The 15,383-nt window shown below is 58.2% G+C and carries 10 protein-coding genes; 5 read left to right on the forward strand and 5 right to left on the reverse strand.

Annotation, left to right across the window (positions count from 1 at the left end):
• The first annotated feature begins 5 nt into the window (after positions 1-5).
• The 4 genes from NB063_RS14535 (at position 6) to alaS (ending at position 5,881) form a co-directional block, all read left to right on the forward strand.
• A complete protein-coding gene (locus tag NB063_RS14535) occupies positions 6-743 on the forward strand; it encodes a YqjF family protein (protein WP_250929462.1) in 738 nt (245 codons plus the stop codon).
• A 115-nt stretch (positions 744-858) separates the two neighbouring features.
• Entirely contained in the window at positions 859-1,500 is a 642-nt protein-coding gene (locus tag NB063_RS14540; RefSeq protein ID WP_250929463.1) for a peptide chain release factor family protein, read from the forward strand.
• A 103-nt stretch (positions 1,501-1,603) separates the two neighbouring features.
• Positions 1,604-2,887: a serine--tRNA ligase gene (gene serS / locus NB063_RS14545; RefSeq protein WP_250929464.1), complete on the forward strand. Its 1,284-nt coding sequence runs from the start codon at positions 1,604-1,606 to the stop codon at positions 2,885-2,887.
• A 144-nt stretch (positions 2,888-3,031) separates the two neighbouring features.
• Entirely contained in the window at positions 3,032-5,881 is a 2,850-nt protein-coding gene (alaS, locus tag NB063_RS14550; RefSeq protein ID WP_250929465.1) for an alanine--tRNA ligase, read from the forward strand.
• Positions 5,882-6,153: 272 nt separating this feature from the next.
• On the opposite strand, the gene lptB is transcribed toward alaS, so the two are convergent.
• From lptB to NB063_RS14565, 3 genes are all read right to left on the reverse strand, one after another.
• On the reverse strand, positions 6,154-7,032 hold the full coding sequence (gene lptB, locus NB063_RS14555; RefSeq protein ID WP_250929732.1) for an LPS export ABC transporter ATP-binding protein: 879 nt from the start codon (positions 7,030-7,032) through the stop codon (positions 6,154-6,156).
• A 111-nt stretch (positions 7,033-7,143) separates the two neighbouring features.
• A complete protein-coding gene (gene lepB, locus NB063_RS14560; RefSeq protein ID WP_250929466.1) occupies positions 7,144-9,183 on the reverse strand; it encodes a signal peptidase I in 2,040 nt (679 codons plus the stop codon).
• Positions 9,184-9,452: 269 nt separating this feature from the next.
• Positions 9,453-10,223, reverse strand: coding sequence for a sensor histidine kinase (locus NB063_RS14565; protein ID WP_250929467.1), 771 nt, complete (start codon positions 10,221-10,223; stop codon positions 9,453-9,455).
• Positions 10,224-10,425: 202 nt separating this feature from the next.
• Between NB063_RS14565 and NB063_RS14570 the strand changes: the two genes are divergently transcribed.
• Positions 10,426-11,394, forward strand: a complete 969-nt coding sequence (locus NB063_RS14570) for a methyltransferase domain-containing protein (protein WP_250929468.1) — start codon at positions 10,426-10,428, stop codon at positions 11,392-11,394.
• Positions 11,395-11,550: 156 nt separating this feature from the next.
• Here NB063_RS14570 and NB063_RS14575 read toward each other — a convergent pair whose 3' ends face one another.
• Both NB063_RS14575 and NB063_RS14580 read right to left on the reverse strand, forming a co-directional pair.
• Positions 11,551-14,214: an alpha/beta hydrolase gene (locus tag NB063_RS14575; RefSeq protein ID WP_250929469.1), complete on the reverse strand. Its 2,664-nt coding sequence runs from the start codon at positions 14,212-14,214 to the stop codon at positions 11,551-11,553.
• Positions 14,211-15,371, reverse strand: a complete 1,161-nt coding sequence (locus tag NB063_RS14580; protein ID WP_250929470.1) for an RNA polymerase sigma factor — start codon at positions 15,369-15,371, stop codon at positions 14,211-14,213. Before NB063_RS14580 ends, NB063_RS14575 begins: the two co-directional genes overlap by 4 nt.
• Positions 15,372-15,383 lie beyond the last annotated feature (12 nt).

Here is a 15,383-nt window from a genome sequence, read left to right on the forward strand (position 1 = left end):
ACAACATGAATTCTCCATTCCTGACGGCTGAATGGCGTCGACTCGTGATGCTGAATTTCGAGATCGATCCCGTCGAGCTTAGCGAATTCGTTCCAGCGGGAACCGAGATCGATTTTTGGGAAGGCAAAACGTTTGTCAGCTTGGTCGCGTTCCAGTTTTTGCATACGAAGGTACTGGGCGTTCCGATTCCGTTTCATCGCAATTTCGACGAAGTCAACTTGCGGTTTTATGTGCGGCATCGAGCCAGCGGGGAGTGGCGACGCGGCGTAGTGTTTGTGCGTGAAGTCGTGCCACGGTTCGCGATCGCGGCGGTAGCGAGATGGATCTACAAAGAGAACTATGTCTCTCTGCCCATGCGATCGACGCTCGCAGCTCCTTCGCCTCAAGCCAACGGGCGAGCCAGTTACAGTTGGCGGCACGCCGGTCAATGGCTAACGATCGGGGGCGAGTACCACGGCGACCCTTTTTATCCTGAACCGGGCTCCCAAGAAGAATTCATTACCGAACACTACTGGGGCTACTCGTCCAAGCGAAACCGCGGCACGATCGAATACCAAGTCGAACACCCTCAGTGGCGAGTTTGGGAGGCGGTCAGCACTCAACTCGATGGCGACTTCGCCGGATTTTATGGAAAGCAATTTGCCAACTCACTCGCCTCCTCCCCATCCTCCACCTTCGTCGCCGAAGGCTCACCCGTGACCGTAAGACAGGGCCAAGCTATCTTGGGAACGGCTGCCAACTGAGGTCAAGTCAACTCCATACGCGCTGACGGCATCAACGATGAAATAATTCGACTCGGACATGTCCGATAGCTCGCATCTTGAAAACCGTGAGAGTGCCAGCGAGGAAAGTACGTTTATGAGTGAGTCATCCCATCCGGCCGGAAAACCGTCGGGCAAAGATTCCGACCAGTCGCCGGCAATGCCTGCGGCGGACGAGCGGATGCCGCTGACGAAGGTGGATTCGCCTCATCCGGCGGTGTGGGATGTCGATGAATTATTAAAACAGTGTGACTTTCGAACGCAGGCTCGCGGTGGTCCCGGTGGCCAGCATCGCAATCGCACAGCGTCGGGGGTGTTTGTCACCTTTCGGCCCGCCGAGATCACTGCCGAGGCGACCGAAGAGCGGAATCAGCATCGCAATCGAGAGGTTGCGATTCGCCGGTTGCGGTACGTGCTCGCGGTGAGTCTGCGGACGCCGTCTCCGTTGGCTGACGCGTTGGGGGCCAGCGACCGGGGCTCAGCCGATTCGCAGGAGCAGGCGGTTCGCGACCGTTTTCGTGGTTCGCCGCTGAAAATGGCGGAGGGAAATGACGCCAAACCGGCGGTGCTCGCACTTTTGCTCAACGATTTGCACGCCGCAGGCGGCCAGCCGAGCTTGGTGGCGCCGTTTTGGAAGGTTTCCACCAGCCGAATTGCCGCATGTTTACGGTCGCATCACCTCGCCATGACGCTGGTGAATCGCATTCGCCAGCACCACGGCCGAGGACCGCTGAAGTAGCCGACGTCGGCGAAAGGGATTGGGCCTGCGAAATCTCGCTGACTTTCGTTAAGTTGTGCAGCTTCTGAATTCTGTCCCATTCTCGCAACCGATCCTCCCGCTGATGCTCGATCGCAAATTCATTCTGCAAAATCCCGAACTGGTCTCCGAAAACTCGGCTCGACGTGGGGTTTCCGTGGACGTCCAAGCCATCTGCGAACTCGAGTCCCAACGGCTCGCGGCGTTGAAACGGTCCCAGGAATTCAATACCCAGGCGAACGAAACCAGCAAACGGATCGCTGGTGCGAAGGACAACGAAGAACGGCAAAAGTTAATCGCCGAGGGGCGTGCGCTCCGCGAGCAAAAAGACGCCGCTGCCGCCGAACAAAGTGAACTCGAGGCCAAGATTCTCGAACTGCAAGCGGTCTTGCCCAACCTGACCCATCCGGCCGTGCCCGATGGCGGGGAGGAAGACGCCAACGAGCTGGGGTTTGGCAAAACCTCGAAACCCTCCTTCGATTTCAAACCGATCGACCATTTGGAACTCGGCGAAAAGCACGACCTTTTCGATTTCGAGAGCGGCGCCCGCGTGGCCGGATCCGGATTCTATTTCCTGCGAAACGCTGCCGTGCGATTGGATTTGGCGCTGCAGCAATTTGCGATCAGTTTTCTGAGTGATCGTGGGTTCACGCCTGTATCCACACCCGACTTGGCCCTGACCAGTGTTCTGCACGGCACCGGGTTCAATCCGCGCGGTCCGGAGACACAGATTTACAGCATCGAGAATACCGAGCTGAATCTCGTCGCGACGGCGGAAATCACGCTCGGCGGCATGCTCAGCGGCCAGATTCTCGAGAGCGAGAAGCTGCCGATCAAATTATGTGGGCTCAGTCACTGTTTCCGGACCGAAGCCGGTGCAGCCGGACGGGCTTCGCGAGGCCTGTACCGCGTCCACCAGTTCACCAAGATCGAGATGTTCGCCTTCACGCTGCCCGAACAGAGTGAATCGATTCACGAAGAAATGCGTGAACTCGAATGCGAAATCTTTGACGCCTTGGAAGTCCCCTACCGGGTTGTGGACACCGCCGCCGGTGACCTCGGCGGACCCGCGTATCGCAAATACGACCTCGAAGCCTGGATGCCCGGACGCGGGGATGGCGGCGAGTGGGGAGAGGTTACCAGCACGAGCAATTGCACGGACTACCAAGCCCGTCGACTCGACGTTCGTTACAAGACGCCGGGGCAAAAGGGGACGCAGTATGTTCACACGCTCAACGGCACCGCGATTGCAACCGGTCGTGCGATGATTGCGATTCTCGAAAACCACCAACGTGCCGATGGTTCGATCGCCGTCCCCAAGATCTTGCAGCCTTGGGTGGGTAAAGAAATCTTGGAACCCGTGAGCTGACCGCTCATTGACTGGGGTTGCCGGCCCGTTTCAGACTGCAGACCTCGATCGGTCAATTCCACTTTTGTCCGTTCAAACGCTCGTCCTCGGAAGAGCGTTCTTTGATACCGAATTTTAACACACCACTCACTACACCGAACGAAAATGAAGACCGACGAATTACGCGAAAAGTACCTCGAGTTCTTTGAAACGAAAGGCTGTGTTCGCCAACCCAGTGATGTGTTGGTTCCGGCATGGGACCCGTCCGTGCTATTCACCCCCGCGGGTATGAACCAATTCAAAGATCACTTTCTCGGCAAGGTAAAGCTCGACTTCACTCGCGCGACAACGTGTCAGAAATGTCTCCGTACCGGGGACATCGACAATGTCGGACGTACGGCGTTTCACCACACATTTTTCGAAATGCTTGGTAACTTCAGCTTCGGCGATTACTTCAAACCGGAAGCCATCGCCTGGGCATGGGAGTTCCTCACCGACAAAAAATGGCTGGCCATCGATCCGGACCGTCTATCGGTGACGGTATACAAAGACGACGACGAAGCGTTCAAAATTTGGAACGAAACGATTGGTTTGCCGACGTCGCGAATCGCACGCATGGAGGAAGACGAAAACTTCTGGCCCGCGTCGGCGCCGAGCGAAGGTCCTGACGGTGTTTGTGGACCGTGCAGCGAAATCTACTACCATCTCGATGACGGCAGCGACGTTGAGATTTGGAACCTTGTTTTCACCCAGTTCAATCGCGTCGGTGCACCACCGAATAACTTGCATCCGTTGCCCAGCAAGAACATCGACACGGGCATGGGACTCGAACGCACGGCCAGCGTTCTGCAGGGCGTTCCGACGAACTTTCACATCGACAGCTTGCTGCCGATCGTGCACGCGGCCGCTGAAGTTTGCGGGGTGAAGTACGAGTACCAGAGCGACAACGGACGTAGGCTTCGCCGGATTACCGACCACGCCCGCGCGGCGGTCTTTTCGATTCACGAGAACGTTTACCCCGGTCCAAAAGATGCCCGCTCGGTTATCCGTCGGTTGATTCGCCGCGCCGTGCTCGACGGTTATCAAATGAACCTCCGCGAACCGTTCTTGTACCAACTCACTAGCGCCGTCGCTGAAGCATCCAAGGCAGCGTATCCCGAACTCAGCCAAACGACGCAGCGGGTTGGCGAAGCGATTGAATCCGAAGAGCGTGCGTTCTTTGCCACGATCGACGGCGGCATGAAACGGATCGGTAATCTGTTTGAGGATATGAAAGCCGAATCGTCGGTCATGGTTCCGGGCGCCGAAGCGGCGGATCTGTTGACAACGTATGGCGTGCCACCTGAGCTCGTCCAAACGCTCGCCGCCGAACAGAACTTCACGTTCGATTGGGTCGGATTCCGCGAAGCGATGGAAAAACACGCCGGTGACAGCGATGGCGGTCAACGGGTGTTGTTCCAAACCGGACCGCTCGAAACGCTCAAAGAAGCTCTGCGGGAGACTCCGTTTGTCGGCTACGAATCGACCGAAGCGACCGCTACCGTCAAAGGCATCATCACCGGTGACGGAAGAGAGAAAGGCGACGAAGGGCAGTTGCTCTCGCATCTGGATCGTCCCGGCGACGCGGTGTTGCGGATCGTGCTGGATCACTCGCCGTTTTATGGTGAATCCGGTGGTCAGGTGGGCGATACCGGCGTGATCGAAAACAAAAACTTCCGCTTCGAAGTGCTCGACACCCAACGCCATGCTTCGTTAATTGTTCATCACGGCAAACTCGTCAAAGGCAAGATCAGCGAAGGCGAAACGTGCACGGCGAAAGTGGACGTCGCTAACCGAACCGCCCTCGCCCGCGCTCACTCGGCGACGCACGTGTTGCACCACGCGTTGCACACACACGTCGGTCGTCACGCCGAGCAACAAGGTAGTAAAGTCGAACCGGACCGTTTGCGCTTTGACTTTACAAACCCCAAAGCGATTCCCGACGAAACGTTGCTAGAGATCGAAAAGGATGTGCTGGAGTTTGTCGCCAAACGTGAGCCAATCCGCTGGGACACGGTATCGCTCGACGATGCCCGCAAGGCTGGGGCGATGATGCTGTTTGGTGAGAAATACCCGGATCCTTGTCGGATGGTTTCGATGGGTGAATTCAGCCGCGAACTTTGCGGCGGGACGCACCTGACCAACACCGCCGACATCGGTGCCTTTGAGGTTGTTGTCGAGGAGAGCGTGTCGACGGGAACGCGTCGAATCCAAGCTCTCACCGGTGAGCGAGCCAAACAGCACCGTGAGCAAACGATGCACTTGCTCGATAAAGTTGCCGAGCGACTCGGTTGCAAACCCGCCTACGCAGCGGCCGCAACGGAAGCGTTGTTGGAGGACGTCCGGACACTCAAGAAAGAACTTTCGGCAGGCAAGGCGGTAGACCATTCGACCGAGTTTCGGTTCGATCCCGCCGCCGCGAAAGCGACACCGACGGATACGTCCGACTACAACGCCGTTCGGGCTGCTGTGCGAGCGTTGACGCGGCGTCTCAACGTCGCGATCGATGACGTTGTCGATCGACTCGATTCCCTGTTGACCGATCGCAGCCGTTTGGTCACCGAGTTAAAAGAGATCAGTGAAGGCGGATTGATCTCCGCCGACGATTTGATTGAGTCCGGATCGACGGTGGGCGACACGTTGCTCGTCGTTGCCGAAACGCCTGGTGCCAACCCCAACATCATGCGGGGATGGATCGACCAAATCCGCAAGAAGAGCAAGGGGCCAACCGCGGTGTTGTTGGGATCGGCTCAAGGCGACAAGGTTGTTTTGGTTGGCGGTCTGAGCCGCGACCTCGTCGACCGTGGCCTCAAAGCAGGCAACTGGGTCGGCGACGCGGCAAAGGTTGTCGGTGGAGGTGGCGGTGGCCGGCCAGACATGGCGCAGGCGGGCGGCAAGGACCCAGCGAAGCTGCCGCAGGCGATCGAGGAAGCTCGCCAAAGCATGACGGAGCAGTTGCAAAAGGCGAAAGCCTAAGCTCGGCTTCTGACGGTTCTCATTCGCCGATTCTGTCGGCGAGTGTTCAACTGTGGAATCGTTTTCCGATGGCCTTCGTCCTTCTCGTGAGTGGGGCGGAGGCGTCACTTCCCGCGCGCGGGAGGGTGAAGTCAAAGAACGCAATTTCAGGGCGCGCAAGTGAGCGGACCTTTAGAATCCCTTGCTCGCACGGCGGGCTAGTAAATCAGATGCCGGTGATCCCCACGAGGGAGGCAAAGTGACGTCCAGGCGAACTTTTGAAGGAAGAGTTGCTAGACGTCGGTGACGCGGCGGGGGCGTTGGCGGGTGACGGCGGGTTTGACGCGGAGGTTTTCGTGCGGCGCGTCGACACGCTGGATGTTCGCTTCCTGCGGTCGATGGGGAACTCCGGCCGCGGCATCCAGGTCGCCGAGGTATTCCTCTCGCACTTTCGGATGCCGTTTGACTTCGTCCGGTGTGCCGTCAATCAGCACTTGGCCTTGGTAGATCACGTAGCAACGATCGACCGTCGTCAAAATCTCGCGGGCGGCGTGGTCGGTGATGAGCACGCTGATCCCGGAATCACGTAATTGCGTGATCACGCTTTGGATCGATTGCACGGTCACGGGGTCGATACCCGCGAACGGCTCGTCGAGCATCACGATTTGTGGGTTGGAAACGAGGCACCTCGCGATTTCCAGACGCCGTCGTTCACCACCGCTAAGACCCGCGGCAGGGCTCTTGCGGATATGGGTGATGTTGAATTCTTCGAGGAGTTCGTCGGTGCGTTCTTTCCGCCGCTTGCGATCGAATCCGAGCAATTCGAGCAGTGCTGAGATGTTTTGCTCGACCGAGAGTTTCTTGAAGACGCTGGGCTCCTGAGGCAGGTAACCCATGTTCCCGTCGCGGGCTCGGCGGAACATTGGCCAATCGGTGACATCCTGGCCGCTCAAGTAGACGCGTCCCCGGTCCGGTTGCACCAAGCCGCAAATCATGCGGAAACTGGTCGATTTACCCGCCCCGTTGGGCCCGAGCAATCCCACAATTTCCGCGGCGCCGACGCTGAGATTGACACCGTCGACCACTCGCCTGCGGCCGTAGGTTTTTTGCAGACCGACCGCCTCGAGAATCGGCTCTCGTTCGGCAAACTCTTCTCGGCCGTTGCGGGGCATGGTGGCGGAATCGAAATCGTCAGACATGGTAGGCCGGCATCTTGGGATGCGGGAAGGGAAAACGGGGCGTCAGCCTACAATCGCAAAATCCCGTCGCCAGCACAATCTCGACTATCGAATCAGACGCATGCGGCTGAAATTGGGGGTAAAGGGGAGCGGTGACGGCCAGGGGTGAGGCCAAAAGATCGCGAGTGCCTTGCCCACCAGTAAATCTCGTGGCACGTAGGAGGCGTCGGCAAACTTGTACGAGTCGGGATCGACGCTGCGATTACGCCCGAATCGTTCCTTGGTGCCCGCCCAACAGCGAGCGTCGAGACTTTCGGGGCTGTTGTCACCCATCGGGAAAAACTGATCTTCTCCGATCGGAAACGAGACGACCCGCCGCGTCGCCCATCCGGGAAATTCGTCCCAAATTTCGGGTTCGCCCATTACCGCTTGGATTTCTTCCACGCGGACCACCGACCCCACGAATTCGTTTAGACCGGGAATGTCGTAATCGAGCATCCGAGATTCGCCGTCTTTGGTGGCGATGTAGTACTTGTCCCGGTTGATATCGAGATGATGGAGCGTCGCCGCCCCGCCTTGCACCGCGACGCCGACTGGCGAGGCATCCAGCGGATTTCCAGGGCCGTCGTATTTAGGGCGAACCGATTGAGGGCTGAGGAAGCTGGAAACGTCAAACGTTGTTGGGCCATCAAAGGAGACAACCTCTCCATCGACCCACAACAACAGTTCGTCGTCACAATTGCTAAACCGGATTTTGTGGCGGGTACCCGCTGTCACGGACGTGGATGCAACCGGGTTTGGATTGGAGACCTTTTCGTCAAAGGTGTCAAAGAATCTCGGTTGATCATCTTCCATTGATAGCTGTGCTTGACCCGTGGCGAGGTCGATCGTGCAGCGATACTGCACGCCAGCTTCGACGATTTCCAGCGTGAGTGATTGTGCACCCGATGCCGTCTCGATATCTGCTTCGACGATCAAATCGCCGACCCAGTGAACACCGTCGCCGGCGTACCCGGTGCCACCATACTTAAGGTGATTACGGAATTGGCTGAGGTCGCCACCCGATTGATAGTCAGGTCGGAAGACGCCACCGCTGCGGGATTGTCCCGACAACGAGAAGCCTCCGGGTGACGGTTTGAGGTCGTAGACGCGGCCGGACGCAACGTACAGGTACGCATCGTAGGCATAGAAGTCCGTGATCAAACGACTCCCGTACGGATTGGTGTTGGCGAGTGAGAGTCCCGATTTGGCCTTCTGCCATTGCTCGTCGGTTGGCCAGCGATGGTAGTACCTCAGCCATTCAGGCTGTGCCCCCGCGGTGACCTTGGCAACAAGTCCGTCGGCCGATTGAGACACGTTCCACGAATCAGATGGTGGTCGGGTCGCACCCGGTCGCCACGGTTGTAACCGGGCCGGATAATTCGCGTCGAGGAGCGCGGCGGCTTGGTGATTGCTGTCGTAGACCAAATGCTGCATCGCCAACAGCTTTTCGGGCGGTTTGCGTAAGATCTCGCCCAGCGCCGTGCGGCGATTCGCGGTCATCGGCTGGGCCTCCACGCTAGCCGGCCCGGTGGGTGACGAATAAACGTCGCCATGCATGATGCTCAATGTTTCGTTGGGCAGCCCGACGAGTCGTTTGATGTAGTTTTGTTTCGGATTGATGGGGACTTTGAACACGATCACGTCCCAGCGTTTGGGATCACTGATCGCATATGCAAACTTGCTGACCAAGATCCGGTCGCCGCTGAAGGTCGCGTCTTCCGAATTGTCCTTCAAGTCCAACGCGTTCACGTATCGACAATTCGGACAAATCCCGCCCACGACGACGTCTTCGATCGTCGACTGGCGATTCTCCAGGCTCGCACCGATCGGAAATTGCTGGCCGCACTGGTCGCAGAAAATGTCCTTGTGGGCGCCCATCAGCGCGGGCGCCATCGATCCGGTCGGGATCACGAACGCTTCGGCGATAAATGCTCGAAACAACAATGCCAGCACGAACGCGACGACAAACGCTTCTGCGGTTTCACGCCCCCACTGGACTCGAAAGACGGCCGCCCGTTGCTGCAGCAGCGGCATCGAATCCCAGGCTTCCTGGGGCGAAGGTTCTGCATCGGTTTCAGTCGCGGAAGCTGCGGTTTCAGGCATGTCGGATCAAGCAGAGGGGCGGAAAAAGTCATCGGCAGAAGGGGAGAACCGGAAAAGTTCCGCCCAGGAGCCGCACACCAGGCATTTAAAGGAAATCTGGCGAGCAGGTAGTGTAGCGTTTAACCGCGATTGGGCAGTACCTCAATCGGAAGTGCTCGACGAGAGCTGAAATGCTCTCCGCGAGCTGTCAAACCGATCGTGGACGAATTTTCAGCGGTCATCACCTGATACGCCGGGGATTCCCGCGCGGTTTATGCGAGACTCTGTGTTCACTGCAGCCGAGGGGGCACCGGGAATTGCAGTGAAAACTTGGTGCCGCGGTTGAGTTCGCTTTGAACGCTGATGCGACCGCCATGGGCCTCGATGATTTTGCGAGCCGTCGGAAGCCCCAGACCGGAACCACCATCTTTGGTGCTGTAGAAGGGTTCAAACATATGCAGCACGGTGTTGTCGTCGAGTCCGCCGCCGGTGTCGATCAGGTCCAGCCCGACGCCACTTCGGTTGCTATACGTGCGTGCCCACAACTGCCCGCCATCGGGCATCGCCTCGAGCGCGTTCTTGACGAGGTTCATGAGGGCTGACTGCAGCGAGTCGCTGTGCAATCGGATCGATGGTAAATCAGGGTCGAGATACCGCTGCAGGTCCACTTTCTGGGCATCGGCTTGCGCCTGATAGGCTCCGAGCACCTGTTTGACTTGATCGTTCAAACTGCCGGGGATCAAGTCGATGTGTCGCAACCGCGCGTATTTCAAGAAGTCTCGCAACAACGCTTCCATCCGCTCGCATTGCGTGCGGACCATGTCGACGCGGGGCAAACAACGGCGACTCGCGGGCGTATCAATGTCGACCAAGTCTTCGCTCAGTAATTCGATATTCATGTGAATGATCGAAAGCGGGTTTTTGATCTCGTGGGCGAGTGATCCAGCCAATTCGGCGAGTTCTTCGTACTGCCCACGGACCTCGTCCATTGCCGCCTGATGAATGGCAGCCTGTTTCGCACGTTCGTCGCGAGGATTCGGTTCGTTGGAGGTTGAGTTCATCAGTGCAGTTGGAATGATCGCGAAATTTCGGGCGTGCGAGGACGCTCAGGAGGTCACAAGATTGTAACGGTTGGCAGATTCCGTGCCGATCGGCTCGACGCACACTTCCGAAAATCAGTCGCCCCCTGTGAATCGCAGGGACGTAATTTGCACCTGAAACCGATATTGTTGACCCGATTGAGGATTCCGTAGGGTGGGCGGGATGAGCATATCCAATCAAAACACACGCAACCAATCCGCGCAGGCTACCCTTTCACACCCCAGCGAAGAATCGCGGGCTGAAGAAGAAGTTCTCGGCCAATACATCCCGCTGCTCTATCACTACAACATGCTGCAGGATGAGGATCGCGTCGGTGCCTTTCGCGACGCGATTGATTTGACCGTCCGGCCTGGAATGCATGTCGTCGAACTCGGTGGCGGCACCGGTGTCCTATCTTCATTCGCCGCACGGCGGGGGGCACGGGTCACCTGTGTCGAGCGAAACCCAGAACTGGTAGCCACCTCGCGTCGCTTTCTTGCAGCGAACGGGCTCGCGGAACTGGTCAATGTCGTGCACGCCGATGCGGCGGAGTACGTACCATCTGAGCCGGTCGACGTGGTGGTGTGTGAAATGTTGCACGTCGGATTGCTGCGGGAAAAGCAAACCGAGGTAATTCATTCGTTTAAACAAAACTATCGTCGTGCGATGAACGCTCATTCGCGCTGCCCGGTCGCCCTGCCGGTCTTCCTCCCCGAAGTTTCGATCTTGATGGTACAGCTTGTCGAGCAGTCGTTCGACTTTGCGGGATATCATGCCCCGGTACCGATGTTCCAAGCACCAACGGCGGGACAAACCCGAACGATCGAACTTTCGGATCTGCATCCATACGCCAACCTCGCCTACGACGAAGCGATCCCCACACGATTTGCGGCTGCGATTCCGATCCAGCTCCGCTGCGACGGCCACGTCAACGCGATCCGGTTGGTCACGCAGAACGTTTTGACGATCGATGAACCCGCCCAACGCGCGATCACGTGGGCCAACCAATGTCTGGTTCTTCCGCTCGAAAAACCGCTCGATTGTGAAGCCGCGACCGCGCTCACGGTCGCGTTTGATTATGCGGCTGGAGGAGCGATCGAGGAGTTGTCACAGTCGCTTCAAGTCGACGTGGTTGCAACTGTAACCAACTAGTACTTCGGGGCTCGGCGGGGTTTCCGAAGTGAACCGCACCGCATGCGCGTCCAGGCGTGGTGCGCCGCCTGAGGTTTGGCAGATTTCGGCTCACTCTTTTGGAAGTGTGGAATTCTGAGACGCCGATAGGATGCTCGTTTCGCCAACGACCAGCGGTTATGGGATCGAGACCTTACCCCAGAACGGACGAACCCGGTCGGCTCGCGTGCGGGTGTCCTCGAGTAGCATGTCGATCTCGCCAGAGAACTGGAAGTTGCTGCGACGATTTCGATAGCGAACGGTGATCTGGTCGCCGAAATCGAGCGGCATGTCCGGTGACAACCAAACCGTGAACGCGGTACTCGGGGCCTGCGAGATTCGGATTTCATTGTTGGCGCCGACGCTGGCCGAAACCTTGGCGTGTTTGGGCGATGAGACGGCGTCCCACAAGATCGGATCCATCACCGTATCGGGTAACGATTCGTCCCATTCCAACCACCAAAAGAAGCGATCACCGGCCCGCATCGAAGCCACTTCGATCGATTCAGGTAGTCTCGGTCGACGGTGCTCGGATGTTTTCATCCAATCAAAAATGCGTCCACTCTCTTCGTAAAAGAACTCTTTGCCGCGTCCGCGATACAGCACGACCATCGCATCGTGTTGGTACGACATGTAGTCATCGTAGACGGCTCCGTTACGCTTAAGCGGTCGGCCGTCTTTCTCTCCCATCACGATGTAGGTGGGCATGTAGACGGCGTTGACGTCGTAATGCAGCAAGGTCTTGCGCGGCTCGGCGCTGATCGAGATCATTCCGGCCCAGATGTCAGGATGGGATAGCGCGATGTCCCACGCCGCGGCGCCGCCGGCACCGTGACCGCCGATGAACACCCGATCGGCATCAATTGAGAATCTTCGCATCGCACTGCGGAGGCTTCGTAACACCGCGTCGTGCTCCCGCATCGTGTACTCGTAGCTTTGTTGCCCGCCGCGTGTCCACCGCGGCGCGACGACGATGAAGCCGTTTTGCGCTGCCCGACCCAGACGCACGTGATCCGGCATTGGAGGCTGCGTCGTTTCTGTGTCAGCGGCTTCAACGGCAGCTGATTCGTCGGGAGCCAAGAACTGTTTGGACGCAACGCCCGCCCACCAGTTTAACTGCGTTTCAGCAGCCGCACCCGCGGCGTGCAACGCCACAACACAAGGGTAAGGCCTCAGCGGATCGTACTCCGGTGGCAGCTGCACGACGTAAGAAGGTTCCGGAATATCAAACGGTTTCGTTACCGTCAGTGAGTTGTAGTCGTCCTGGTTCAGGCCGACGTGATACATGCCTTGGACATGGGGGTCAGGAACCGCGTCGATCGGCACATGGAATGCGGCATCACTGGACTCCATCGCGTCCTCGCTGCCACGGTGAATCGCGATGGCTTGATCGCTCGCCATTGGTGGCGGCAGTAGCGGCAGTAGTTTGGCGATCAGTTCCGCACGGGTTGCTTCGAGCGTTTTTAATTTTGCCAAAATCGCCGCACGTGCGCCGGGATTCGGATGAGCAAGAAATTGTTGGACGAGATCACGGACTTCGATCAGGGAGATCGTCAGTGTCAGGTTCTGTTCGCCTGACCCGCTGCCGAGAATCCATCCGGCAATCGCCAGCGCCACACGCTGACGGGCAGCGGTGGCCTCGTTGGTTCCTAACCGGATGAAATCGCTCAGTCGGTTGAGCGTGTTTGCAGACAGCTTGTCATCGATTTCATCGGCGATCGGTTTCAGCGCCGCTTGGTCTGCGGCCGGTAAATCGGCCAGGAGTTTGCGAAGCAGTGCGACGGTTTCATCGCGTTGTGTTCGGATCTTAGCGATGGCGGTCAGTTCGTCCTGCACCCGCAATCGCGTGACCCGGCCGACTCGGCCGAGTGGGAATTGCTTGAGGATCGCTTCGGCCAACCGAGGTTGCCCCGACTCGCGGCGCAATTGGGCCTGCTCGATCAACTGCATCGCTTGGCGTTCGACGAGCGCGGTGAGTTGCGGGCGAAGTTCTTCCTGCTCGGGAAATTGGTTGAGAATGGATTGCAGCTCTTTCCTGGCGTCTCCGTACCGTTCCGCTTCCATGAAGAACCGCACCGTCTCGAGTCGTTCGTCCGGATTGTTCGGATCCAAACGCTTCTGGAATATCCGTAGTAGCGACGGAGTGTCGATCGATTCGGTGGCGACCCGCATGTCTAACCGGATCGATTTCTCTGCCTTGAGCGTCTCGAGTTTTGCATAGCGAGCTGTCAGTTCGGTCAGCCCTTGATGCAAGATGGTCGGAGAACCATCGACACCACGAACGGTAAGTTCGCGTCGTCCATATGCGTTGAGTGGTGAGACTCCGAGGATCCTACCGATTGAACCAACCTCATCGCCTCCATCGGCGACCGGTTGGGGGAACTCGATACGCAGTCCCAAGTCCGGTACGTCGACCGGTGCGTTGTTGACCATCCCTCGACGGTGAATGTAAGTGCGTCGCAGGCCGTCATCGACCATCCAAATCGGGCGTGATTGGATTCCGCCGTCTGCTCCGAGCGAAAACGAGTTTTGATCGAGAGTTGCAATCTCGATGTAGACGCCGCGAAGCGTGATCCCGTTTCGAAGCGTGATCAATTGCTCGGCCTGAACCGCGTTGGCCGAAGCCAACGCAACGACGAAACATGCCAGGAGCATGGTCCAGGGGGCACGCGTGACGCCGGACACGCCCACCGAAATGAATGCACTTGCCGATTTCAGCGCCGTGTTGTGCCGGGATACCACGCCACATTCGACGCGACTGACCGGGCCGCGTTTTGAGAAGCGATCAGAGGTGGACATCATGAAACCGACGTCAGTGTTCGCTGGACCAACACGGCTTCATCGTGAAATGCATCCGGCAGTCCGTTGCCGTTCGCGTTGACGTTCTCGTCGGAGTTGTCAGGCGACAACGAGTTCCGTGGCATTGAGGACGTTTCGGTCGCGGCAAGGTCACACTGAAACAGGTAAGCGACCCGTTGGAGCGTTTTCCCAAGCGGCTCAATTCCCATTCGCAAATGGTTGATTGTCGGTTTGGTTTCTTGCACCCAATCGGCGACTGGCAGGGCGTGAATGTCATCGACGGTGAAGTCGGCACGGGAGAACGAGTCGAGCGATACCAGTTGCCAATCGACATGGATGCTCGGATTCTCCGGTGCAGTCAATGGTGATGTTGCGTCGCTTGCCAGGCCGCCCAAGACGGTTTCGTTCGACGGTGCGAATGTGCCCCCGGGGACGGAGGCCGTTTGGTTCGATCCCGACAGGCCTTCTCCAACTGGGCCCTCTCCCACCGGGCCGCGAGTGCCGATCCAAAATCCCGCGAGAACGAACAGCGAGGCGACCCAGGTCGCCGCGGCTTTGCGAGTGGACGCGCCGCGACGCACGGTCGTTGATGGCAGTTCGGGCTCGTTTCCACCGAGCGTGTTTTGCATCGCAAGCTTGGCGCGACGGACCCACGTCTTGACCGTGCCCGTGGAGCGTCCCATTACGGATGCGGCTTCCGGGTACGAAAGTTCTTTGCCGTGGACGAGTTCGAACGCTTGACGCTGTTGATCGGGCAGGCGACGCAGTGCGTGGGTGAGTTGTTCGTCGAGTGAGGCACGCTGGGCAACATCCGGTTGCGACTTGGTATCCGCGACGGCTTCATCAATGCGGTCGACGGAATGATCTATCCTTCGGCGGGATAGAAACGTGCGGCAACGATTGGCCGCAATGGTTACCAGCCACGGTTCGAGCGGGCGATGTGATTCAACACGCGGCAGCGCGAGCGCGGCACGGCGAAACGTTTCCTGGGTGATGTCTTCGGCGTCGTGGTGATGGCCGAGATATCGCAAACAAACGCGATAGACCATTTGCCGATGTCGTTCGAAGATCTCTGTGAACGCCGCTTCGTCTTGTTGTCGACATCGATCGACCAATGCGGCGTTGGATAGAACCGCGAAAGATTCGGGAGGCGGGCTCATCAGTTGAATAGC

It is taken from the genome of Aporhodopirellula aestuarii (assembly GCF_023701485.1).
In the GTDB taxonomy this organism is placed as follows: Bacteria; Planctomycetota; Planctomycetia; order Pirellulales; family Pirellulaceae; genus Rhodopirellula; species Rhodopirellula aestuarii.

Bases quoted from the DNA above. Each gene is read 5' to 3' on its own strand.
- serS (WP_250929464.1), top strand. From the start codon at position 1,604: ATGCTCGATCGCAAATTCATTCTGCAAAATCCCGAACTGGTCTCCGAA.
- NB063_RS14540 (WP_250929463.1), top strand. From the start codon at position 859: ATGAGTGAGTCATCCCATCCGGCCGGAAAACCGTCGGGCAAAGATTCC.
- lptB (WP_250929732.1), bottom strand. From the start codon at position 7,032: ATGCCCCGCAACGGCCGAGAAGAGTTTGCCGAACGAGAGCCGATTCTC.
- NB063_RS14565 (WP_250929467.1), bottom strand. From the start codon at position 10,223: ATGAACTCAACCTCCAACGAACCGAATCCTCGCGACGAACGTGCGAAA.
- alaS (WP_250929465.1), top strand. From the start codon at position 3,032: ATGAAGACCGACGAATTACGCGAAAAGTACCTCGAGTTCTTTGAAACG.
- NB063_RS14580 (WP_250929470.1), bottom strand. From the start codon at position 15,371: ATGAGCCCGCCTCCCGAATCTTTCGCGGTTCTATCCAACGCCGCATTG.
- lepB (WP_250929466.1), bottom strand. From the start codon at position 9,183: ATGCCTGAAACCGCAGCTTCCGCGACTGAAACCGATGCAGAACCTTCG.
- NB063_RS14570 (WP_250929468.1), top strand. From the start codon at position 10,426: ATGAGCATATCCAATCAAAACACACGCAACCAATCCGCGCAGGCTACC.
- NB063_RS14575 (WP_250929469.1), bottom strand. From the start codon at position 14,214: ATGATGTCCACCTCTGATCGCTTCTCAAAACGCGGCCCGGTCAGTCGC.
- NB063_RS14535 (WP_250929462.1), top strand. From the start codon at position 6: ATGAATTCTCCATTCCTGACGGCTGAATGGCGTCGACTCGTGATGCTG.